The following is a 23,515-nucleotide window of genomic DNA, read 5'->3' as shown; positions in this document are numbered from 1 at the left end:
TATCATGAAACAAAAACAGTACAAATTTTGGTTTTGCACGGGCTCACAGGATTTATACGGGGACGAATGTCTGGCGCATGTGGCGGAGCATTCCAGGCAGATTGTGGAGGCGCTGAATGCGTCCGGGGAAATTCCGTACGAAATAGTATGGAAACCAACGCTTATTACGAACGAGCTGATCAGAAAGACGTTCAATGAGGCAAATACGGATGAAACCTGTGCAGGGGTCATTACATGGATGCATACGTTCTCACCGGCCAAGTCCTGGATTCTGGGGCTGCAGGAGTACAGAAAGCCGCTGCTTCATCTGCACACACAGTTTAATCAGGAAATCCCCTATGATACGATAGACATGGACTTTATGAATGAGAACCAATCGGCACATGGAGACCGGGAATACGGCCATATTTTCAGCCGGTTGGAAATGGAACGTAAAGTAGTTGTTGGTTTCTGGGGCGATAAAGCGGTACAGGCGAAGATCGGTTCATGGATGCGCACGGGTGTGGGCGTGATCGAGAGCAGCCATGTACGTGTTATGCGCATAGCCGATAATATGCGGAACGTGGCAGTTACAGAGGGCGATAAAGTAGAAGCCCAGATCAAGTTCGGCTGGGAAGTAGATGCTTATCCGGTGAATGAGATCGCAGAAGCAGTGGCTCAGGTTTCCAGAGGGGATATCGATGCACTGGTAGAAGAATATTACGATAAATATGAAATCCTTCTTGAGGGAAGGGATGAAAAGGAATTTCGGGAGCATGTGGCAGTGCAGGCCGGGATTGAGATCGGTTTCGAACGGTTTTTAACAGAGAAAAATTATCAGGCAATCGTAACCCATTTTGGAGATCTCGGCAGCCTGAAACAGCTTCCCGGTCTAGCGATTCAGAGATTGATGGAAAAAGGCTATGGATTCGGCGGGGAGGGAGACTGGAAAACCGCAGCCATGGTTCGCATTATGAAGATCATGACCCAGGGAATCAAAGATGCCAAGGGAACTTCTTTTATGGAGGACTATACCTACAATTTAGTGCCTGGAAAAGAAGGGATTCTGCAGGCACATATGCTGGAGGTTTGCCCATCCATCGCAGACGGGCCGATCAGTATCAAGGCGCAGCCGCTGAGCATGGGAGACAGGGAAGACCCTGCACGTCTTGTGTTCACCGCCAAAGAAGGGCCGGCCGTTGCAACGTCTTTGATTGATCTGGGGGATCGGTTCCGTCTGATTATCAATACGGTTGATTGTAAAAAGACAGAGAAACCAATGCCGAAACTTCCGGTTGCAACTGCATTCTGGACTCCGCAGCCGAATCTGCAGACGGGAGCGGAGGCGTGGATTCTGGCAGGCGGTGCGCATCACACCGCATTCTCCTATGACCTGACGGCAGAACAGATGGGGGACTGGGCAGCAGCCATGGGGATCGAGGCTGTATATATCGATCATGAAACAACAATCCGCCAGTTTAAGAACGAATTGAGGTGGAACGCTCTCGCGTTCAGGAAGTAGCAGAGTTTACCACCTGACAGCAGGCCAGAGTAAAGGAAGAATAAGAAAGACCGGGGCAGCCTGGCAGTATGACAAGAAGTCTTTATGATTTCATGTAATGCCGCCATACTGCCCCGGTTTTTCTGATTTTAAGCGCGGGAAGAAGGGAGGGGGGCCTTTTAGATCTAAATCTAATATGGTATAATTAGGAAACAGTCAGTAATCGGGGAGGATGCAATGGAACACAAGAAATGGGATGCGGTTGATTTGGCCCGGGAGCTGGTGCAAAAAGAGAGTACGAATCCGGGCACATATGAAGAAGCAGTAAGCAGATTGATCGAGCGGTATCTGGTATGTGCGGGAGTACAGCCGGAAAATTCTGAGGTGTTGCCAGGGCGGCGGAACATAAGGGCAGTTCTTCCGGGAAAGGTCTCACACCCGGCGCTGGTTTTTATCTGCCATATGGATACGGTTGTGGAAGGCTCCGGATGGGATAAGGAGGCATTTTCAGGGGAGATAAAAGACGGAAAACTTTTTGGCCGGGGAAGCTGTGACATGAAAGGCGGGTTGGCCTGTGCGCTGTCTGTTTTTGCGGAAACAGCGGCCAAGATCCGTGATAAGACCCTGGAGCTGGAATACCCTCTGGTATTTATCGGAACGGTGGATGAGGAAGGGGATATGCGGGGCGTTGAACAGGCGGTTGCTGACGGCTGGGTGACGGCAGAGGACTGGGTCGTGGACATGGAGCCTACGGATGGCAGGATTCAGATGGCGCACAAAGGGCGCACCTGGTTCGAACTGGAGATGCAGGGAATGACTGCCCATGCCAGCATGCCCGAAGCGGGTGCAGACGCAATCGCGGGTCTGGCATTTGTGATTACTTATATAAGAAAGAAAATAGCAGAGTGCCCGGTTCATCCGGAGCTGGGACGCTCAACTGTAACCTTCGGGCAGATCCGGGGAGGGTACAGCCCCTATGTAGTTCCGGATCAGTGCATGGCAACGGTTGATATGCGCCTCGTTCCCCCGGTGGATACGAAAAAGGCGGAGAAGATCGTAAGAGAGGCCGTTGCGTATGGCGAACAGCAGGTCCCGGGAGTTAAGGGAAGCTATACGGTAACCGGTGACCGGCCTTCTATAGAAACACACCCAGATTCTGTACTTCTGGGGGAACTGAAACGCGCTGCAGAAGAGGTGACGGGAAAAACCGTGCAAATCACTCCATTTCCCGGTTACACAGATACCGCTGTAATCGCCGGAGTACTGGAAAACACCGAATGTATGTCCTATGGACCTGGCAGTCTCAGGCAGGCTCATAAGCCGAATGAATTCGTTATTACCACAGAAATCGACAGATGTCAAGAGGTTTTTCGTAAATTAGTAAGAAATATGTTGACAATGAAAAGAGCTTTGTGATATAGTAGAAAATGCGCTATTGTGGAAAGGTATGCCATTGTAGTGACTGTCTTTACGTCACAGGGCTCTTTTCCTGATTAAGAGAACTAACGAAGGGCGACTCGTAGCCCGCCAAAAAATATATGAGGAGTGAAACGTCAATGGAGAAAAACAGAATTCGTCCCATCACAAACGGAAAAAGTTCACGCATGAGCTATTCCAGACAAAAAGAAGTATTAGAGATGCCGAATCTAATCGAAGTCCAGAAAGACTCGTACCAGTGGTTTCTGGATGAAGGACTGAAAGAGGTGTTTGACGATATTTCCCCGATCTCTGACTTCAGCGGTCATCTGAGTCTGGAATTTGTCGATTTTACGCTTTGCGAGGATGACGTAAAGTATACCATCGAAGAGTGTAAAGAACGTGATGCAACATACGCTGCGCCTTTGAAAGTCAGAGTACGGCTCTACAACAAAGACAACGATGAGATAAACGAGCATGAAATATTTATGGGAGATCTTCCGCTTATGACGAAGACCGGCACCTTTGTAATCAACGGTGCGGAACGTGTAATCGTAAGCCAGCTGGTTCGTTCCCCGGGTATCTATTACGGGATTGCCCACGATAAACTGGGAAAAGAACTTTATTCCGCAACAGTCATCCCAAACCGTGGTGCATGGCTTGAATATGAGACAGACTCCAATGACGTTTTTTATGTACGTGTAGATAGAACGAGAAAGGTGCCGATCACTGTGCTGATCCGTGCACTGGGTATCGGAACAAATGCAGAAATCATCGACCTGTTTGGTGAAGAGCCAAAGATCCTTGCAAGTTTTGGCAAAGATACAGCCGAGAACTATCAGGAAGGTTTATTAGAGTTATATAAAAAGATAAGACCAGGCGAACCACTTGCAGTGGACAGCGCAGAAAGCCTGATCACCAGTATGTTCTTCGATCCAAGACGTTATGACCTCGCAAAGGTTGGACGCTACAAGTTCAACAAGAAACTGGCGCTCAAGAACCGTGTCAAGGGACAGAGAGTGGCAGAAGATGTAGTAAGCCCTCTGACCGGGGAGATCGTTGCGGAAAAGGGAACGGTCATCACAAGGGAACTTGCCGATACCATACAGAATGCAGCTGTACCTTATCTGTGGGTAGAAGGAGAAGAAGAGTCACGTAACATTAAGATTCTTTCTAATATGATGGTAGACCTTCAGGCAATCGTAGACATTGATCCAAGAGAAGCCGGCGTTACAGAACAGGTATACTATCCTGTACTGGAGGGGCTCCTGGAGGAGAGCGGCGGAGACATCGAGGAATTAAAGCACTTAATCCGCAGAGATATCCACGATCTGATTCCAAAGCATATCACAAAGGAAGACATTTTAGCTTCTATTAACTATAACATTCACCTGGAGTACAGAATGGGAAATGACGACGACATCGACCATCTGGGCAACAGACGTATCCGTGCGGTAGGAGAACTCCTCCAGAACCAGTACAGAATCGGTCTGTCCAGGCTGGAGAGAGTAGTCCGCGAGAGGATGACCACACAGGACCAGGAAGGAATTTCTCCGCAGTCACTGATCAATATCAAGCCGGTAACCGCAGCTGTAAAAGAGTTCTTTGGTTCTTCCCAGCTGTCACAGTTCATGGACCAGAATAACCCGCTCGGTGAGCTGACACACAAGAGACGTCTGTCCGCATTGGGACCGGGAGGTCTGTCAAGAGACCGTGCCGGATTCGAGGTGCGGGACGTTCACTATTCCCATTATGGAAGAATGTGTCCGATTGAGACCCCTGAAGGTCCTAACATTGGTCTGATCAACTCCCTTGCAACTTATGCAAGGATCAATGAGTATGGATTCATCGAGGCTCCGTACCGCAAGATAGATAAGGAAAATCCGGAGAATCCGATCGTCACGGAAGAGGTAGTCTACATGACGGCGGATGAGGAAGACAATTACCATGTGGCACAGGCCAATGAGCCTCTGGATAAGGAAGGCCACTTCATCCACAGAAATGTATCCGGACGTTACCGAGAGGAGACACAGGAGTACGAGAGAAGCAAGTTTGATTTCATGGACGTTTCCCCGAAGATGGTGTTCTCCGTAGCGACAGCATTGATTCCTTTCCTGGAAAATGACGATGCCAACCGTGCGCTGATGGGATCCAACATGCAGCGTCAGGCGGTGCCGCTTCTTACCACGGAGGCTCCGGTTGTCGGAACAGGTATGGAAGTAAAGGCCGCAGTAGACTCCGGTGTCTGCATCGTTGCAGAAAAGGCCGGTGTCATTGAGCGTTCCACATCGACGGATATCACAATCCGCCACGATGACGGAACCAAGAAGACCTATAAACTGACCAAGTTTTTAAGAAGTAACCAGAGCAACTGCTACAACCAGAGACCGATCGTAGACAAAGGTGAGAGGGTGGAGGAAGGACAAGTAATTGCAGACGGTCCGTCCACTTCCAACGGTGAGATGGCTCTTGGAAAGAACCCGCTGATCGGTTTCATGACATGGGAAGGTTACAACTATGAGGATGCCGTACTGCTGAGCGAAAGGCTTGTGCAGGACGACGTGTATACTTCCGTGCATATTGAAGAATATGAGGCGGAGGCCCGTGATACAAAGCTGGGGCCGGAAGAGATCACAAGAGATATTCCGGGTGTCGGCGATGACGCGCTGAAAGACCTGGATGAGCGGGGAATCATCCGCATTGGTGCGGAAGTGCGTGCAGGGGATATTCTGGTCGGCAAGGTAACTCCGAAGGGAGAGACAGAGCTGACAGCAGAAGAGAGACTGCTGCGTGCGATTTTCGGTGAGAAAGCCCGCGAAGTAAGAGACACTTCCCTGAAGGTGCCTCATGGTGAATATGGTATCATCGTGGATGCCAAAGTATTTACAAGAGAAAACGGCGATGAACTGTCTCCTGGTGTTAATCAGGCAGTACGTATCTATATCGCACAAAAGAGAAAGATTTCCGTCGGGGATAAGATGGCCGGACGTCATGGTAACAAGGGTGTTGTTTCCCGTGTGCTGCCGGCAGAGGATATGCCTTACCTGCCGAACGGACGGCCGCTGGATATTGTGCTGAATCCGCTGGGCGTGCCTTCCCGTATGAACATCGGACAGGTACTTGAGATTCATTTGAGTCTTGCCGCTAAGGCGCTTGGATTCAATATTTCCACACCGGTATTCGACGGGGCGAACGAGATCGACATTATGGACACCCTGGATCTGGCAAATGACTATGTCAATCTGGAGTGGGAAGAATTTGCTGCTAAGCACGGCGACGAACTGCTTCCGGAAGTGCTGGAATATCTTTCAGATAACAGAGAGCACAGAAAGCTGTGGAAGGGAGTTCCGCTGACACGCGACGGTAAAGTGCGCCTGCGCGATGGCCGTACGGGAGAGTTTTTCGACAGTCCGGTTACCATCGGGCACATGCATTACCTGAAGCTGCATCATCTGGTAGACGACAAGATCCATGCACGTTCTACCGGCCCTTACTCACTGGTTACACAGCAGCCTTTGGGCGGTAAGGCACAGTTCGGCGGACAGCGTTTCGGAGAGATGGAGGTATGGGCCCTGGAGGCATACGGTGCATCCTATACTCTGCAGGAGATCCTGACCGTGAAGTCCGATGATGTTGTCGGACGTGTGAAGACGTATGAAGCCATCATCAAGGGCGAGAACATCCCGGAACCAGGCATACCGGAGTCCTTCAAAGTACTTTTAAAAGAGCTCCAGTCACTGGCGCTGGATGTACGCGTACTGAGGGATGACAATACAGAAGTTGAGATTATGGAAACCGTGGATTATGGCGAGACTGATCTGCACTCTATTATCGAAGGCGACAGAAAATACCGTGATGAAAACGAACCTTACGGGGAGCATGGATTTACGGAGCAGGAGTTTGTTGGAGAAGAACTTGAGGACGTGGAACCTGAAGAAGACGACTTTGACGATGACGCCGATGTCGAATTAGATGAGTTTGTGGATGACGAAGAATAGGAGGAGCCATTTATATGCCAACAAGTAATAATGAACAACAATACCAACCGTTAACATTTGATGCGATCAAAATCGGGCTGGCTTCACCGGATATAATAATGGATTGGTCAAGGGGCGAGGTAACAAAGCCGGAGACCATCAACTATAGAACATTGAAACCTGAAAAAGACGGGCTTTTCTGCGAAAAGATTTTCGGACCAAGCAAGGACTGGGAATGCCACTGCGGAAAGTACAAGAAGATCCGCTATAAAGGCGTGGTCTGCGACCGATGCGGAGTCGAGGTGACAAAGGCTTCCGTGCGCCGTGAGCGCATGGGGCATATCGCCCTGGCGGCGCCGGTATCCCACATTTGGTATTTTAAAGGAATCCCGAGCCGTATGGGCCTGATCCTGGACATTTCACCGAGGACACTGGAGAGAGTGCTGTATTTTGCCTCCTACATCGTTCTCGACAAGGGTGAGACGGATATGCAGTACAAACAGGTACTGTCAGAGGCCGAGTACCAGGAAGAAAAAGAAAAATGGGGCTATGGTTCCTTCCGTGTAGGAATGGGAGCCGAGGCGATCCAGGAACTTCTCCAGGCAATTGATCTGGAGAAGGAATATACCGAACTGCAGGCGGGGCTTACCAATGCCACCGGACAGAAACGTGCGAGAATCGTAAAGCGTCTGGAAGTTGTAGAGGCATTCCGGGAATCCGGAAACAAGCCCGAGTGGATGATCCTGACCGCAATTCCGGTCATCCCGCCGGATCTGCGCCCTATGGTACAGCTGGACGGCGGACGTTTTGCGACATCCGACCTGAATGACCTGTACAGGAGAATTATCAACAGAAACAACCGTCTGAAGAGACTGCTGGAACTGGGAGCACCGGATATCATCGTCCGCAATGAGAAGCGTATGCTGCAGGAAGCAGTGGATGCCCTGATTGACAACGGCCGCCGCGGCCGCCCGGTAACAGGACCTGGAAACAGGGCGCTGAAATCCCTGTCCGATATGCTGAAAGGTAAATCAGGACGTTTCCGCCAGAACCTGCTCGGAAAGCGTGTTGACTATTCCGGTCGTTCCGTTATCGTGGTTGGGCCGGAGCTGAAGATCTATCAGTGCGGTCTGCCGAAAGAGATGGCAATCGAGCTGTTTAAGCCATTCGTGATGAAAGAACTCGTAGCGAACGGGACAGCCCACAATATAAAAAATGCGAAAAAGATGGTTGAGAGGCTGCAGCCTGAAGTATGGGATGTGCTCGAGGAAGTGATCAAAGAGCATCCGGTTATGCTGAACCGTGCCCCCACGCTGCACAGGCTGGGAATCCAGGCATTTGAGCCGATCCTTGTAGAAGGTAAGGCGATCAAGCTGCATCCGCTGGTATGTACGGCTTACAATGCCGACTTCGATGGAGACCAGATGGCTGTCCATGTGCCCCTGTCAGTGGAGGCGCAGGCAGAATGCCGTTTCCTCCTGCTTTCACCAAATAACCTGCTGAAACCGTCGGACGGCGGCCCTGTTGCCGTTCCTTCCCAGGATATGGTGCTTGGTATCTACTATCTGACCCAGGAAAGACCGGGAGCAAAGGGCGAGGGCATGTTCTTCAGGAGCGTGAGCGAAGCCATCCTGGCCTATGAAAATGAATATATTACCCTGCACTCCAGAATTAAGGTCCGCGTAAAGAAGACCATGCCGGACGGAAGTGAGAAGACAGGAGTGATCGATGCAACACTTGGAAGACTGCTGTTTAACGAGATTATCCCTCAGGATCTGGGGTTTGTAGACCGCGAGGCCGAAGGCAGCGAGCTGTTGCTGGAAGTAGACTTCCACGTGGGTAAGAAACAGCTGAAGCAGATTTTGGAAAAAGTCATTAATACCCACGGCGCAACACAGACTGCAGAGGTTTTGGATGATGTAAAGGCGATCGGGTACAAATACTCAACAAGAGCAGCGATGACCGTATCCATTTCCGATATGACCGTGCCGCCTGAGAAGCCGCAGATGATTGAGGCAGCACAGGATACTGTGGACAGGATCACAAAGAACTACAAGCGTGGTCTGATCACGGAGGAAGAACGTTACAAAGAAGTAGTCGAGACCTGGAAGGCAACCGATGATAAACTAACGGAGGCCCTGCTGTCCGGTCTGGATAAGTATAACAACATCTTCATGATGGCCGATTCCGGAGCCCGTGGTTCCGATAAGCAGATCAAACAGCTTGCCGGAATGCGTGGTCTGATGGCGGATACGACAGGCCGTACCATCGAGCTGCCGATCAAGTCCAACTTCCGTGAAGGTCTGGACGTACTGGAGTACTTCATGTCTGCGCACGGAGCACGTAAGGGTCTGTCCGATACAGCTCTTCGTACGGCCGATTCAGGATACCTGACAAGACGTCTTGTCGACGTGTCACAGGAACTGATCATCCACGACAGCGACTGTGCGGAGGAAGGCAAAGATATTCCGGGAATGTATGTCAAGGCATTCATGGACGGAAATGAAGAGATTGAGAGTCTCCAGGAGCGTATTACAGGACGTTTCTCCTGCGAGGACATCAGAGATAAAGACGGGAATATTCTTGTGAAAGCAAACCACATGATCACTCCGAGACGTGCGGAGAGAGTCATGAAAAAGGGTGTGAATGCGAAGGGTGATCCTTTAGATACGGTAAAAATCCGTACCATTCTTACCTGTAAATGCAAGAACGGTGTATGCTCCAAGTGCTATGGGGCAAACATGGCTACGGGCGAAGCGGTGCAGGTCGGTGAGGCCGTCGGTATTATTGCCGCACAGTCCATCGGTGAGCCTGGAACACAGCTGACCATGCGTACGTTCCATACGGGTGGTGTTGCCGGTGACGATATCACACAGGGTCTTCCCCGTGTCGAGGAGCTCTTTGAGGCAAGAAAACCGAAAGGTCTGGCGATTATTACTGAGTTTGCAGGAACTGCAACCATCAGCGATACAAAGAAAAAGCGCGAGATCATCGTGTCAAACGACGAGACAGGCGAATCCAAGGCATATCTGATCCCATACGGTTCACGTATCAAGGTTCAGGACGGCGCGAAGCTGGCAGCCGGTGACGAGCTGACAGAAGGTAGCGTGAACCCGCATGATATCCTGAAGATTAAGGGACTGCGTGCGGTACAGGATTATATGATCCAGGAAGTGCAGCGTGTATACCGTCTGCAGGGTGTTGAGATCAACGATAAGCATATTGAGGTCATTGTGCGCCAGATGCTGAAGAAGATCCGCATCGAGGAAAGAGGAGACAGCGAATTCCTGCCCGGAACCATGGCAGATGTCCTGGAATTCACCGAAGTGAATGAACAGCTGGAGGCGGAAGGCAAAGAGCCTGCAACAGGCGAACAGATCATGCTTGGTATCACCAAGGCTTCTCTTGCAACAGATTCCTTCCTGTCAGCGGCATCCTTCCAGGAGACGACGAAGGTTCTGACAGAGGCAGCAATCAAGGGTAAGGTGGACCACCTGATCGGTCTGAAAGAGAATGTCATCATCGGTAAACATATTCCGGCAGGTACGGGTATGAGAAAATACCGTGATGTGAAGTTAAGCACAGAGCTTGAACTCGATGATGAGATTGACTTTGATGAAGAACTGGAGCTTGACGAAGAACTGGTCTTTGGGGAAGAATAAAGTATACCCAAGGGGCACCCCGTAACGCATGCCCTTCGGGCGGATCCGCAGTTAACTGCAGAATAAGGCATAATATACAGACCCTGTGAGCAGGCTGGAGAGGAACATACTCTTTGGCGCTGATCACGGGGTCTGTTTTTAAGATTAAGGGGAAATTATTGCTGATAAGCCTTATTTAAGATAGTCTTTTGCTGTTCATAAATATAATATGCTAAAGATAGAAAATAGAGGGCGGGATAAAACAGCAAATAAAAGAACTCTGATCTTGAGTTTCCCCTAAAAATGCAGTATAGTTAGGTTAACTGTATTGTAGGGAAGGCGGTAGAAAAATGGACGGTTTAGAAAAACTATATCTGCTTATTAGCACAGACGGTCTCAATTATCTGCTTCCTGTTTCTAAGATAGAGAGAATACTGGACGGACGGACTATCCCCGATGGCCTGCCTGTTGCCGATGTATCCCAAATGACAGGCGGCAGCGGGTGTATGGGGAAGTCCGACAGACAATATATAATACTGTTAAAAGAGGAGGGCGGTCACAGGCTGCTGGTAGAGCATATAAGCGGTATGCTGGAGGTGGACGACGAGGAATTGATACCTCTGCCGGATCTGGTGCTTTGCAGCGGGAACAGATATCTGAAAGCCGCCTATAAGCTGAAAAACGAAGAGGCGGTATGGGCATATGCATTGGATCCCGGGATATTGGCAAAGCCGGAGAAATCCGCAGAAGTCAAAAGGGGGATGAAGCCCGGCGTGCCGGATAGGATGCCTGGCAGCACCTATATCAGACTGGAGTATGGCAGCAGGCAGTTGTACGCAGACAAACAAAGAGTAACCGCAGTGATCAGCAGGCCTATGATTCAGCGCGTACCCGGGGCAGCGGAAGAGATCCTGGGTATAGCAGACTATCAGGGGAAAATTGCGGTCTATTATAATCCGGCTAAGATGAGCGGAACAAAACAGGTCGGTGCGGAAAGCATGGAGTACACATGCGGAATACTCCTGGAGCAGGAGGATTGTATGATAGGAATACCATGCGCTGATATAGGCGCACAGGAAGAGTTCTTGGATGATCTGATGCCAGTGATAAACGGAGTGGGGGAGAAGAGATGTGATTAGGCTGACAGAGCCGGAGTTTGCGGATATTGTAGAATATTTCAGATTACACTACGGCATAAACCTGGATAAAAAGAAAGTGCTAATTGAGTGCAGGATGTCCAAAGAACTGGAGCGGTATCAGGTCACCTCTTTTGCGCAGTACATGAAGCTTCTGAGAAGTGACGGTACGGGAGAGATTGCGGGCGGCATGGTGAACAGGCTGACCACAAATTATACATATTTTATGCGTGAATCCGTGCATTTTTCTATTCTGGCGGATAAGGTATTTCCCGAACTGTTTGGCAAGAAGTACGGGATCTGCCAGATATGGTGTGCAGGATGTGCCACAGGTGAGGAATGCTACACGCTGGCTATGTGCCTGGATGAGTTTAAAGAGAAACACAATATGGCCGTCAGCACCAGAATTCTGGCAACAGATATATCGGAAGAGGTGCTTGGCAAGGCGGAAAAGGGGATATATCCGCGCCGTGAGATAGAAAACATCCCTCTGGCATGGCAGGAGAAGTATTGTATGGATATGGACCGGGACAGTTTCCGGATAGATGATAATCTCAAGTACAATATCCGTTTCCGGAAGCATAACCTTATGGAGGCGCTTACGGAAGCTTCCCGGTTTGATCTCATATTCTGCCGGAATGTCATGATTTATTTTGACAGAGCGTCCAGACAACAACTGGTTGCACGCTTAGAGGAGAGCCTGAATCCAGGCGGATATCTTTTTATCGGCCACGCGGAGCTTTTATCCCGTGACGAGACGACGCTCGAGCAGGTATATCCGTCGGTGTACAGGAAGAACGGCGGCGTAAAGGGATAAATCTAACAAAAGGGAAGAGGAGAATACATGGATAAGAAAATTATGATCGTGGATGACGCGATGTTTATGAGGAAGACAATACGCAATGCATTGGAAGGCGGCGGATTTTCATCAATAGTTGAGGCGGCAGATGGCGAAACAGCAATCGTGATGTATCAGAAGGAGATGCCGGATCTTGTGCTCCTTGATATCACGATGCCAGGAAAGTCCGGAATGGAAGTCTTGGAAGAGATTATGCGCATACGTCCGGAGGGGAAAGTTGTGATGTGTTCTGCCATAGGCCAGGAGATGATGATTCAAAAAGCGATATTGGCAGGGGCAAAGGAATTTATCGTAAAGCCATTTAAAAAGGAAGAGCTGCTGAAGGTCGTAAAATACTGCCTTGGAGATTAACAGGGGGATGAATGAAAGGAATTGCCGGATGAAAAAACATTTTGAGAATCTGAAAGTAGGAAAGAAACTGATCGTGGCATTTGCAAGTATCGTCGTGCTTTATGTGATTACCGTAAGCGCAGCGGTTGTGAATATCAGAAGCTTGTCGGACAGGATTGAAAAGCTGTATACGGAACCTTTTGCCAATATGGAGGCTTCAATGGAGATGATAGCGGATATGCAGAGCATAGGAAGAAATCTTTTGATTCTTTCGACAACGGATAATGCCGTCGATAGAGCGCAATATTTGAAGAGGACGAAAGAATATGCAGCAAATGTCGATCAGTGCGCGGAATTCCTACGTACAGGCTATGTGAGCGGTAAGGAAGAGGTTGAAGAGCTGACCCCGCAGTTTACACAGTTAAAAACAAAAAGGGACCAGGTTTTTGCTTATCTCGAGGCGGGAGATGACAGTGCTGCCTTTGAGGCGTACTATAACGAGTACGAACCCCAGTCTCAGGTTACAAGGGATGCACTGGAAGCAGTGATAAGTGCATGCAAGGCGGATGTGAAAGAGAGTGTAGATACAGCTGCCACGATGAGCAGACGTATCGTTTCAATTATGTTTATTCTGGCCACTGTATGTATTCTGATCACCATAGGGCTGTGGACCGTTATCACTAGAAGCGTAGTGAGGCCGATCCGGGAGGTAAAGGATGCAGCAAATCAGATCGCAAACGGGAAATTGTGCATCAACCTGGATTATGAGTCTGAAAATGAATTTGGAGAACTTGCAGATGATATACGTATTACAGCGGACTCCCTGAATCTTTATGTATCAGAGATACAAAAAGGGATGCGTGCGCTTGGGGAAGGCAGGCTGAACTATCACAGCGGGGTAGAGTTTAAAGGGGACTTTATAATGCTGGGCAGGTCTATGGAGGATATCGGCGCCATGCTGAGCAGTTCAATCCAACAGATCAGCAGCAGTGCCGAATTGGTATCCGGAGGGGCGGAACAGGTTTCAAATGGGGCACAGGTACTGGCACAGGGGGCAGCGGAACAGGCAAGTTCTATCGAAGAGCTGGCTGTCAGCATCAATGAGATTGCAGAAAGCGTGAAGATAAACGCTGAGAACGCCGTGATGTCCAGAGCGTTTGCGGAGGATGTGGGCAGGAAGCTTCTGGAAAACAATAACCAGATGCGGCGGTTAGAGGACGGTATTGAGCAAGTACGAGCAAACTCAAAAGAAATTGCAGGAATTGTGAAGGAGATTGAGGACATTGCATTCCAGACGAACATACTGGCGCTTAATGCCGCAGTAGAGGCAGCCCGCGCGGGAGAGGCCGGCAGAGGGTTCGCTGTGGTAGCGGGAGAAGTGCGCAGGCTTGCTTCGAAGACGGCCGGGGCATCCAAGCTGACAGCGGAACTGGCCGAGAAGAATGCAGAGGTTGTAGAGGAAGAAAGTTCAGCGGTTGCAATTACGGCAAACACGCTTCAGGATTCTGTAGAGGGGGCACAGAAAGTCAATGATATGGTCAATCAGATATCCGAATTGAGTACGCAGCAGGCAGTGGCAATTACACAGATCAGAAAGAGTGTGGAGATGATTTCAGATATTGTCCAGGGGAATTCGGCGACATCTGAAGAAAGCGCAGCGGCAAGCGAAGAGCTTTCCGCTCAGGCGCAGCTGCTGAAAGAACTGGTGGAGCAGTTTGAAATACAGGAATGAGAGAAGTGGCACGTATGAATATTTATACTGATTTAGATAATGAAACAAGGGATATGCTGGCTGAACTGGGCAATATCGGAACGGGCAATGCCGTTTCTTCGCTTTCAGCGATGATGGGGCATGTAATTGAGATAGGAATACCGAGTATCCGCCTGGTAAGATATCAGGATGTATTTGAGACACTGGGAATCCAGGAAGCAGTGCAGACTGGGATCCTGGTTCAGGTGAGCGGGGAACTGCAGGGGATGTTTTTATTCCTGATAGACGAAGCGTTTACCAAAGCAATCCTGAAAACGATGCTGGGTGAGCCGGACCGCTGCCTGACGTGTCTGGATGAAATGGAGCGGTCTTTGCTGAGCGAACTGGGGAACATCATGTGCGGTTCTTACATACGCGCTCTGGCAGAACTGACAGGAATGGAAACAGATGTGTCGGTGCCTGATCTTTGTATTGACATGGGCGGGGCCATACTGGGGGTTCCGCTGGCCAGGCACCTGAAGGTAAGCGACAGCATTCTGCTGATTGAAAATATATTCCATATGGGAGAGTATGCGTTTGTAGGGCGGATTTTATTCTGGCCGGAACTGGATTCGCTGGATTTGATGCTTAAAAAACTCAGGGAGTAGACCTATGGAGAAGATTATAGTTGGGATTTCCGAGGGAAAAACTGCAAGACCCGGTCAACTGCTGGTATCCTATGCTTTGGGTTCCTGCGTGGGAGTCTGCCTGTATGATGTAAAAATCCGGATCGCAGGTATGGCCCATATTATTCTGCCGGACAGGACCTATGCAGTTGGGCAGAAAAATGAATATAAATTTGCAGCTGACGGCACCAGAAAGCTGCTGGATGAGATGTGCAGACAAGGCGCACAGAGACGGTATATTACGGCAAAAATTGCAGGCGGTGCCAAGATGTTCGGCACTGCGGAGAATGATTGGGATATTGGTCAACGGAATGTGATAGGAGTAAAACAGGTATTGTCTGAGGAAAGAATACGTCTTACAGCGGAGGACACAGGAAGCAATTATGGGCGTACGATAACATTTTCAGCGGAAGACGGGATAATGGAAGTGAGCACGGTACGCCACCCTGTTAAGCGTTTGTGATCCTGGCTGCAGGTAGAAATAGATGGATAACGATGGAGGAAGAATGATGGATACGGAGATGAAAAAAATAGTAATGGTAGTGGATGACAGCCTGCTTATATGCAAGCAGATACGGGCTGCGCTGAGCGATGCCGCTGTCTTTATATGCGAGGCGCATACGGGGCAGGAGGCACAGGAAATGATAAAGCAGTATCAGCCGGACCTGATTCTTCTGGACGTGGTTCTGCCGGACACAGACGGCTATGAGTTGTTTCCAAAACTAAAGGAAGCAGATAAGAATAACGCTTCCATTATATTTTTGACTTCAAAAGATAAGGACGATGACGTAGTCAGGGGCTTCAATATGGGAGCCTGTGACTATATTAAAAAGCCTTTTGTAAAAGGGGAACTGATGTCCAGAGTGAATACGCATCTTCAGCTTAAGCTGCAGAAGGATGAGCTGGACAGGCAGAACAAGGAACTGCTCTCCAATATGGAAAAATTAAATTATATGGCGTTTCGGGATGGGCTAACGGGGCTTTATAACCGGAGATACGTGATTGGAGACCTTGTGGAAGATATCACCAAATGTACAGGGGAGGAACGGAAGAACGTTCTGATACTGGCGGATATAGACAACTTTAAGATGGTGAATGATACATATGGGCATGAAGCGGGTGATATGGCGCTAGTCTGTATTGCAAACATCATGGAAGGGATCTGCAGGGATTATAAGGTGGTGCGCTGGGGCGGCGAGGAGTTTCTGGTTGCATTGTTTAACGTGACGGAGACGGAGGCATTCCAGATCAGTGAGACAATCCGTAAAGAAGTCGAGGGATTTCAGATAAACTGTGGAAGTGATACATTTTCCTGTACCATTACGCTGGGAATGCATGTGTATGGGCGGCAGGAAGGGATCGAGGAATGTGTGGAGAAGGCGGATCAGGCTTTATACTATGGTAAGAGACATGGGAAAAACTGTAGTGTATGGTATGAGAACATAGAACAGGCGGAATAAGAATATGGGATTTTTTGATGCGGATGCAGAAGAGATGTTAGAGGTATATTTGCTGGAGGCAGAACAATTGACAGGGCAGCTGAGTGCTGTCCTGTTGGACACTGAGAGGAAAAATGCCTTCTCAAAAGAAGATATCCACAGTATTTTCCGTGTAATGCATACGATAAAGAGTTCATCCGCAATGATGGGGTTGAAACAGCTGTCCTCTCTGGCGCATAAGGTGGAGGATTTATTCTCGTATTACAGGGAGCAGCAAGGAGAGATCAAAGAGGTGCCTTCGGACTTGTTTGACCTGTTGTTCGCCGTGCTGGATTATATGGAAGATGAGCTCAAACGCATGGTTCAGCCGGATTACGTTCCGGGAGATGCAGAGGCTTTGGAGGAAAATGCTGACGCATATCTGAGCCGGATCAGCAATGGCCAGGTGTCAGAACAGGAGGAGACAAAAGAGGAGATTCCTGAGACAGAACAGGATGTGATACCGCCTCAAATGGCGGCAAAGAATGGCGTTATTGTGCAGATTTTGTTTGAAGAAGGCTGCAGAATGGAGAATGTCAGGGCCTTTATGCTGGTCCGGCAGATGAAAGGAATGTGCAGCGATCTGGAGACATATCCTTCCGATCTGGAGCATGCTCCGGAAACTTCCGGGATCATCAGCGAACAGGGCCTGATGATCCGCTTTGTAAGCGAACGCAAAGAAGAAGTACTGGAGATTCTGAAACGGGGACTCTTTGTGGAGACGTGCAGGGTTATCCAGGAGCGTCTGCCAGCGCCGGCGCCAAAAGAGGCGAACCAGCAGGGCAGGGAAGCCGCAGAGAATAAAGAAGCAGAGTTTCTCAGTGTGCGAAGCGACAGGCTGGACCAACTGCAGAATCTGGCAAGAGAGATGCTGATACAAATGATGTCCCTTGAGAACCAGTTGGAATCCAACGGTATGGACGATATCAGGGAAGGGGCTGCACACCAGCTTGAACGCCTTGTCAGTGAGGTGGAGCGGACTGTGATGGAGATGCGCATGGTGCCTCTCGACCGGATCGTGCCGAAGCTGAGGCGGATTCTGAGGGATATCTCCAGGGATGAAGATAAGGAAGTGGAGTTTGTTTCCAACTGTGGAGATATAGAAGCTGATAAAAGTGTGGTGGACTATGTGTCCGAGGCTTTGGTACACCTGATCAGAAATGCAGTGGATCATGGAATCGAATCCCCCGAAGAGCGGACTGCCGCCGGAAAAGACCGCCGGGGAAAGGTGGTCTTTTCTGTGGAGAGTACCGTGGGAGAGGTTCTGATCTCTATAGCAGATGACGGTCGGGGACTGGATCAGGAGAAGATATGCGCGAAGGCCAAAGAAAGAGGCATGCTGACCAAGCCTGTGGAAGAGTACAGCCGCCAGGAGATTCTGGATTTGATCCTGCAGCCCGGCTTTTCCACGAAAGAGGAAGTGTCTGAGTATTCCGGCCGCGGCGTGGGAATGGATGTGGTAAAAAGCGTCCTGGAAAGTGCGGGAGGCAATATTTTCATTGAAAGCGAGCAGGGCAGGGGAAGTACATTTACGCTGTCCGTGCCGCTGACACTGGCTACCATGGAATGCATTCGTTTCCGTGTGGGCGAATACCGTTTCTCCATGCCTGCACGCTACGTGTATCAGTTTCTGGAGTATGGAGAAAATAAAAAAAACATACAGGAGAATCAAGGCTGTTCCTACATCCTGTTTGAGAACAGAATGGTGCCAATGATTGACCTCCGGAAGTTCTACGGCCTGGAAGGGGAGAGCCCGGATTCTGCGGTGCTTGTCTATGTGCACGGTACGGAGAAAGAGGGATGCATCATGGCAGACCGTATGTATGAACAAAAGAGAATTGTTGTAAAACAGCTGCCGGCTCTCTTCGGGGTTGACTTCCGAAGAAAGACGGGAGTCAGCGGTATGAGTATTATGGGAAACGGCAAGGTATGTACTGCGCTGGATCTGGAGATGCTGTTTGGATTATATGAGAAAGGGAACCTATGGAATTAGAGAATACTACGGAATTGCTCTGCATTCAGGGCAGAGAAAGAAAATACGCCTTTGAATTTCCTTATATTACAGAGATATGTCCCGGGCTGCAAATCTCGAAAATTCCCTGTCTTCCAGAATGTTTTACAGGAGTATGCAATTATAAAGGGATGATAATACCGGTTATTCACACCAAAGACCTGGAAGAGAAATCATCGGCCAGACATATTGTAATTGTCTGCCGGTACCGGGATTATCAGCTCGGCATTGAACTTTGGGGTGAGCCCTATATCCTTTCTGTGGAAAACTGCAGAGAGATACAGAGACCGGAGGCCGGGCCGCTCATGGAGATCTGGATCGAAAAGGCAATTCTTCAGGCAGAAGAAGAACTCTATACTGTTGTAGACCTGGAAAAAACAATCCTGAATCTGGCCAGGTATTTCCAGGAAGATTATCTACGCGTTTAGAAATAAAGTACCGGCAGTAAAATACATGAGCCGGGCTGTACTGGATGATCAGTACAGCCCGGCTCATGTATTCTGTATTGTGGTATGGTCAGAACGTATAGGGAGAAGTGGAAACCATCAGGATTTTTGCTTCCTTTTCTTTTTTGTTCATCCACCGGTGTCCGATATAATTAGGGTAATATAGAGTATCATGTTCTTCCAGCTCATAACTGCCATTGTTTTCGAGTTCAAACGTAACATTTCCCTGCAGCACGTATACGAATTCCTCTCCGCCATGGCGTGCGTATTCGCCGGAGTCTGCGCCGGAGGGGATTGTAACAGTGGCGGCGTACATTTCGTTCTTTCCGTGTATGATCAGAGATTCTGTCAAAGCCTTTCCATTGCTTGTGTTTCTGACAAATGATTTTTGGTCTCCAAAACGGACCAGCTGTACCTGTGAATCCTCCTCTAAAAACAGGGAGAAAACGGGGATGTCAAGGGTATCACAGATGGCCTTCAGCGTCAGCAGATTTGGGGATGTCTTGCCGGTTTCGATCTGGCTGATGGTGCTTCCTGCTACCTGCGATAGCGCAGAAAGTTCTCGCAGTGACAGGTTCATCTCCTGCCGTTTGTCTTTGATTGTTTTACCGATTTTAGATAAATCCATAACGACCTCCCAGGTAATTTTAACTGAATGCCAGTATTATAACAGAAACAGATTATTCAGTCAAATAGGTGAATTGACAAAGCGTACGATATTCGTTATAATGAACAAAAAGTCAGAAAAAGGAGGTAATGGATTGGGAAGTGCAAAACAAATATATTTTAAAAATGGTTATATTCTAACCATGAATGAGTCAAACCAGGTATATGAAAACGGCAGCCTTCTGGTACAGGACGATAAAATTCTGGCAGCAGGTAAAGTGGAGCCTGGGCTGATTAAGCCGGATGCGGAAGTAATTGACCTGAATGGCAGATATCTTCTTCCGGGATTTGTCAATACGCATGTACATACATCCCAGCAGATCAGCCGCGGTGTCGGCGACGATGTGGACTTTATGACATGGCTTCATAAAAGAATGTGGCCCTTTGAGAGTAACATGACAGAAGAGGATTCATATGTTTCGACTTTGATGTGCTGTCTCGAACTGATCCGCTCCGGAGTGACCAGTTTTGCCGAGCCGGGCGGCCAGTTTGTCAGTGGTATGGTAAGAGCCGTGTCGGAGGCGGGGCTGCGGGGAAAGCTTGCCAAATCCGTCATGGACTGTGGGGAGGGGCGCCCTCCGATCTGGCAGAAGACCATGCAGGAAGAACTCGATCAGCAGGTGGACGATCTGAAAAAGTTCCATAATACTGCCGATGGAAGAGTCCAGATCTGGTTTGGGCTGAGAACGATTTTTAATAATACGGATGATCTGATTGTCAGAACAAAGGAACTGGCGGATCAATATCGTGTGGGCGTGCATATGCATGTAGCGGAGGCTAAATCCGAGATTGAGTATACGAAAGAAGTTTACGGGGAGCCAACGGTAACACATCTGCACCGTCTGGGAGTATTGGATAAAAATCTGCTGGCAGTACATACCGTGTGGCTGACAAACGAGGAAGTCGATCTGTTCAAAAAATATGATGTCAAAGTCTCCCACAACCCGGCTTCTGCCATGCGTGTTCTGGGCTTTGCCAAGATCCCGCAGATGCTGGATAAGAAAATCTGCGTCTCCATAGGGACTGACGGAGCATCTTCCAGCAACCGCATGGACATGGTGGATGAGATGTGGCTCACATCGCTGATTCATAAAGGATGGCGGCTGGATTCCACAGTGGTACCGTCAGAGGATATCTTATGTATGGCTACCAAAAACGGTGCGAGGGCGCTGTTGGATGACCAGGTGTACGGAAGCCTGGAACCAGGCAAAAAAGCGGATCTGATTGTGATTAATCCGCATGGTCCGTCCATGATGCCGGTAAACGACAGAATAGCGGCGCTTGTGACGGCGATGCATTCCACGAACATTGAAAGTACAATGTGTGATGGAAAATGGCTGATGAAGGACCGGAAAGTGCTGACACTGGATGAAGATGCAATCGTAAAAGAGGCCCAGGAACGGAGCGAGGCGATATACAGGAGAGCAGGAATCACGCTGCCCGACCGGTTTCCGGTTATCCGCTGCTAAGAGACAAGCTGAGTGCATGAGAAGCAGGAGTATGTTTCAGATAACAAAGTGTGATATCAGATAGGAGGAAAAGATATATGGACAAAAAATTATTAGAAGTTGCGGCGGGCAGAACACCTGCGGATATCGTTGTTAAGAATGGAAAGATTGTAAATGTATATACAAAAGAGATCTATGAGGGCGGTGTGGCTGTAAGCGGAAACACGATTGCGGCGGTCGGAGACGTGGACTATACAATCGGAGATAATACAAAGGTCATTGATGCGGGAGGAAATTATATTACCCCGGGATTCATTGACGGGCATATTCATCCCGAAAGCACCAGCCTGGCAATCCGTTCCTTTGCGGAACTGGTATTAAAGCACGGCACCACAGCAGTTATGACAGATCTTCATGAGGTCGGCGTTGTGGGCGGCCTGGAAGCCATCGAAGCGGTGCTCGAAGAAGCAAAGGAGACGGACCTGAAGCTGTATTTTGTTGTTCCGTCCCATGTACCGTTTGCCCCCAACCTGGAGACAAGCGGAGGACATTTTAACGGCGAAATCATTCAGAAAGCGCTGCAGAGAGAAGATTCGGTCGGCCTGTCTGAAATTGTGGGACCATACGTCTTATCCGGATTTCCGGATCTGCTGGAGTCCATGGAGAAAGCGAACAAGATGCCTGGGAAGACCTGTCAGGGGCATCTCCCGGATATGATGGGGCCAGCTTTGAATACCTGCCTTGCAGCCGGAGTGACCACGGATCACGAATCCCTGAACGGAGAGGAGGCGGCTGCCAGATTAAGGAATGGCTGCCACCTTATGATCAGAGAGGGATCAGCTGCCCAGAACCTTGCAGACTGCTTGAAAACGATCCTGGAAGAGAAACTGGATACATCCAGAGTCAGCATTGTTACGGATGACCTTCATACCGTCGATGCAGTGGACAAAGGACATCTCGATGAAGCAGTGCGCAGGGCACTGAAGGCGGGAGTCGATTTCCCGACCGTTATACAGATGGTTTCCCTCAATGCTGCCAGGGCGTTCCACCTGGACGATGAAATCGGCGGCCTGGCGCCCGGGCGCAGGGCGGATATCAACATTACAACCGGGGAAGAAGACTTCCGCGTATTAAGCGTCATCGCTGGCGGAAAAGAAATCGTGGATAATGGCAGGTGCCTCATATCCTATCCAAAGGCAGAGCATGCACCATGCCTGTTAAACACCACGAAACTGAAAAACCCAATCACCCCGGAAAGCTTCCGGATCGAAGCTCCAGAGGGAGCAAAAAAGGTAAAAGTAAAGGTAATGGATACCCTGCCATGGATACCGATCACGCAGGGGCGTGAGGCGGAACTGCCGGTAGTCAATGGTGTGGTACAATGTGACGTGGAGCAGGACGTACTCTACATTGCGCAGGTAGAGCGTTACGGGGTAAACGGTAACGTCGGCAAAGCATTCATGGGAGGGTTCCATCTCAAAGAGGGTGCAATTGCCTCTTCCGTAGGACACGATAACCACAACATTATCGTAATGGGAACAAACTTCGAAGACATGGCCATAGCGGTCAACCACCTGATTGAAATAGGCGGCGGCCAGAACATCGTCAAAAACGGCGAGATACTGGCGGAGATATCTTACCCGATCTGCGGCCTCCTCTCAGACCTGTCAGGAGAAGAGCTTGCGGACGAGAAACGGAAACTCAACGGAATCATCCACGAACTCGGTTCACCGATTACCATTCCATTTATGTTCCTGTCCTTCATCTGCCTGGCAGCCATACCAATGTATGCAGTTACAGACGTAGGATTTATAGATGTAATAAACCAGGAAGTTATTTCACCCATAATCGAGGTCACCGAGTAAAGGTGAGATCCCTTGGGGGATAGCAAAATCCCTTTTCAGGACAACATAAAGGGGCCGCCGGGAAATGAAATTTACAAACTACATATTGAGGCAGACTGTGAAGTCATGCAGCAATATATAGTATGAATCAATCATTTCCCGACGGCCCCTTCAAGTTGTCCTTCCTTTTTGGGCGTCCGTCTTTATGATCATCCGCCAATTAATCCACCAGCTTATACCCATAGCGTATTTTGCGGTATATTTTCCATATAATGAGCGCCGGAAAACTGACGGCAATATAAAGTGATGAAAAGATGCCCACAGCGCCTCCCACTACCATTAAGATAGTCATTCCTATATTTTCCATAGCCTTATCTCTCCCTTTCCTTTTCCTGATCATTTTATGA

General features: G+C 49.2%; 17 protein-coding genes. 15 read left to right on the top strand and 2 right to left on the bottom strand.

Annotation, left to right across the window (positions count from 1 at the left end):
- Nucleotides 1-4: 4 nt before the first annotated feature.
- From araA to ARB69_RS08165, 13 genes are all read left to right on the top strand, one after another.
- Complete coding sequence (araA, locus tag ARB69_RS08225) at nt 5-1,501, top strand: L-arabinose isomerase (RefSeq protein WP_050641954.1); 1,497 nt, start codon at nt 5-7, stop codon at nt 1,499-1,501.
- A 216-nt stretch (nt 1,502-1,717) separates the two neighbouring features.
- Entirely contained in the window at nt 1,718-2,896 is a 1,179-nt protein-coding gene (locus ARB69_RS08220) for a M20 family metallopeptidase (RefSeq protein WP_050641953.1), read from the top strand.
- A gap of 140 nt (nt 2,897-3,036) precedes the next feature.
- Entirely contained in the window at nt 3,037-6,894 is a 3,858-nt protein-coding gene (locus ARB69_RS08215; RefSeq protein ID WP_050641952.1) for a DNA-directed RNA polymerase subunit beta, read from the top strand.
- 14 nt (nt 6,895-6,908) lie between these two features.
- The gene (gene rpoC / locus ARB69_RS08210) at nt 6,909-10,535 is read left to right on the top strand and encodes a DNA-directed RNA polymerase subunit beta' (RefSeq protein ID WP_055152536.1); all 3,627 of its coding nucleotides are present in this window, start codon (nt 6,909-6,911) and stop codon (nt 10,533-10,535) included.
- Nucleotides 10,536-10,864: 329 nt separating this feature from the next.
- Nucleotides 10,865-11,653, top strand: a complete 789-nt coding sequence (locus tag ARB69_RS08205) for a hypothetical protein (protein ID WP_050641950.1) — start codon at nt 10,865-10,867, stop codon at nt 11,651-11,653.
- Entirely contained in the window at nt 11,646-12,467 is an 822-nt protein-coding gene (locus ARB69_RS08200) for a CheR family methyltransferase (RefSeq protein ID WP_050641949.1), read from the top strand. The genes ARB69_RS08205 and ARB69_RS08200 overlap by 8 nt, the downstream gene beginning before the upstream one ends.
- A gap of 27 nt (nt 12,468-12,494) precedes the next feature.
- On the top strand, nt 12,495-12,860 hold the full coding sequence (locus tag ARB69_RS08195) for a response regulator (RefSeq protein ID WP_050641948.1): 366 nt from the start codon (nt 12,495-12,497) through the stop codon (nt 12,858-12,860).
- Between the two features lie 28 nt (nt 12,861-12,888).
- On the top strand, nt 12,889-14,571 hold the full coding sequence (locus ARB69_RS08190) for a methyl-accepting chemotaxis protein (RefSeq protein ID WP_055152581.1): 1,683 nt from the start codon (nt 12,889-12,891) through the stop codon (nt 14,569-14,571).
- Nucleotides 14,572-14,585: 14 nt separating this feature from the next.
- The gene (locus tag ARB69_RS08185; protein WP_050642756.1) at nt 14,586-15,197 is read left to right on the top strand and encodes a chemotaxis protein CheC; all 612 of its coding nucleotides are present in this window, start codon (nt 14,586-14,588) and stop codon (nt 15,195-15,197) included.
- A 4-nt stretch (nt 15,198-15,201) separates the two neighbouring features.
- Nucleotides 15,202-15,678: a chemotaxis protein CheD gene (locus ARB69_RS08180; protein ID WP_050641947.1), complete on the top strand. Its 477-nt coding sequence runs from the start codon at nt 15,202-15,204 to the stop codon at nt 15,676-15,678.
- A 46-nt stretch (nt 15,679-15,724) separates the two neighbouring features.
- Nucleotides 15,725-16,675 (top strand): diguanylate cyclase, encoded by a 951-nt coding sequence (locus ARB69_RS08175; RefSeq protein WP_055152534.1) that lies wholly within the window; start codon nt 15,725-15,727, stop codon nt 16,673-16,675.
- A gap of 4 nt (nt 16,676-16,679) precedes the next feature.
- Nucleotides 16,680-18,686 carry a chemotaxis protein CheA gene (locus ARB69_RS08170; protein ID WP_055152532.1) on the top strand — a complete coding sequence of 669 codons (2,007 nt, stop codon included), beginning with the start codon at nt 16,680-16,682 and terminating at the stop codon, nt 18,684-18,686.
- Nucleotides 18,677-19,132 (top strand): chemotaxis protein CheW, encoded by a 456-nt coding sequence (locus ARB69_RS08165; RefSeq protein ID WP_050641945.1) that lies wholly within the window; start codon nt 18,677-18,679, stop codon nt 19,130-19,132. Before ARB69_RS08170 ends, ARB69_RS08165 begins: the two co-directional genes overlap by 10 nt.
- Before the next feature lie 88 nt (nt 19,133-19,220).
- On the opposite strand, the gene ARB69_RS08160 is transcribed toward ARB69_RS08165, so the two are convergent.
- Nucleotides 19,221-19,778, bottom strand: a complete 558-nt coding sequence (locus tag ARB69_RS08160; protein ID WP_055152530.1) for a helix-turn-helix domain-containing protein — start codon at nt 19,776-19,778, stop codon at nt 19,221-19,223.
- 133 nt (nt 19,779-19,911) lie between these two features.
- On the opposite strand from ARB69_RS08160, the gene ARB69_RS08155 reads away from it, so the two are divergent.
- Nucleotides 19,912-21,285 carry an amidohydrolase gene (locus ARB69_RS08155; RefSeq protein WP_330377571.1) on the top strand — a complete coding sequence of 458 codons (1,374 nt, stop codon included), beginning with the start codon at nt 19,912-19,914 and terminating at the stop codon, nt 21,283-21,285.
- Nucleotides 21,286-21,362: 77 nt separating this feature from the next.
- Nucleotides 21,363-23,129 (top strand): adenine deaminase, encoded by a 1,767-nt coding sequence (locus ARB69_RS08150; RefSeq protein ID WP_055152526.1) that lies wholly within the window; start codon nt 21,363-21,365, stop codon nt 23,127-23,129.
- A 199-nt stretch (nt 23,130-23,328) separates the two neighbouring features.
- Here ARB69_RS08150 and ARB69_RS27145 read toward each other — a convergent pair whose 3' ends face one another.
- Nucleotides 23,329-23,475 carry a hypothetical protein gene (locus ARB69_RS27145; protein WP_167702487.1) on the bottom strand — a complete coding sequence of 49 codons (147 nt, stop codon included), beginning with the start codon at nt 23,473-23,475 and terminating at the stop codon, nt 23,329-23,331.
- Nucleotides 23,476-23,515: the final 40 nt, after the last annotated feature.

Origin of the sequence: Faecalicatena contorta, assembly GCF_001404335.1 — a bacterium.
Lineage (GTDB): Bacteria > Bacillota > Clostridia > Lachnospirales > Lachnospiraceae > Faecalicatena > Faecalicatena contortus_B.
Note: the sequence above shows the minus strand (reverse complement) of the source record. Positions and strands in the feature narration are given on the sequence as shown.

What these genes read in the sequence shown, in the direction of transcription:
- araA (WP_050641954.1), top strand. Translation starts at nt 5, where the DNA reads ATGAAACAAAAACAGTACAAATTTTGGTTTTGCACGGGCTCACAGGAT.
- ARB69_RS08220 (WP_050641953.1), top strand. Translation starts at nt 1,718, where the DNA reads ATGGAACACAAGAAATGGGATGCGGTTGATTTGGCCCGGGAGCTGGTG.
- ARB69_RS08215 (WP_050641952.1), top strand. Translation starts at nt 3,037, where the DNA reads ATGGAGAAAAACAGAATTCGTCCCATCACAAACGGAAAAAGTTCACGC.
- rpoC (WP_055152536.1), top strand. Translation starts at nt 6,909, where the DNA reads ATGCCAACAAGTAATAATGAACAACAATACCAACCGTTAACATTTGAT.
- ARB69_RS08205 (WP_050641950.1), top strand. Translation starts at nt 10,865, where the DNA reads ATGGACGGTTTAGAAAAACTATATCTGCTTATTAGCACAGACGGTCTC.
- ARB69_RS08195 (WP_050641948.1), top strand. Translation starts at nt 12,495, where the DNA reads ATGGATAAGAAAATTATGATCGTGGATGACGCGATGTTTATGAGGAAG.
- ARB69_RS08190 (WP_055152581.1), top strand. Translation starts at nt 12,889, where the DNA reads ATGAAAAAACATTTTGAGAATCTGAAAGTAGGAAAGAAACTGATCGTG.
- ARB69_RS08185 (WP_050642756.1), top strand. Translation starts at nt 14,586, where the DNA reads ATGAATATTTATACTGATTTAGATAATGAAACAAGGGATATGCTGGCT.
- ARB69_RS08180 (WP_050641947.1), top strand. Translation starts at nt 15,202, where the DNA reads ATGGAGAAGATTATAGTTGGGATTTCCGAGGGAAAAACTGCAAGACCC.
- ARB69_RS08175 (WP_055152534.1), top strand. Translation starts at nt 15,725, where the DNA reads ATGGATACGGAGATGAAAAAAATAGTAATGGTAGTGGATGACAGCCTG.
- ARB69_RS08170 (WP_055152532.1), top strand. Translation starts at nt 16,680, where the DNA reads ATGGGATTTTTTGATGCGGATGCAGAAGAGATGTTAGAGGTATATTTG.
- ARB69_RS08165 (WP_050641945.1), top strand. Translation starts at nt 18,677, where the DNA reads ATGGAATTAGAGAATACTACGGAATTGCTCTGCATTCAGGGCAGAGAA.
- ARB69_RS08160 (WP_055152530.1), bottom strand. Translation starts at nt 19,778, where the DNA reads ATGGATTTATCTAAAATCGGTAAAACAATCAAAGACAAACGGCAGGAG.
- ARB69_RS08150 (WP_055152526.1), top strand. Translation starts at nt 21,363, where the DNA reads ATGGACAAAAAATTATTAGAAGTTGCGGCGGGCAGAACACCTGCGGAT.
- ARB69_RS27145 (WP_167702487.1), bottom strand. Translation starts at nt 23,475, where the DNA reads ATGGAAAATATAGGAATGACTATCTTAATGGTAGTGGGAGGCGCTGTG.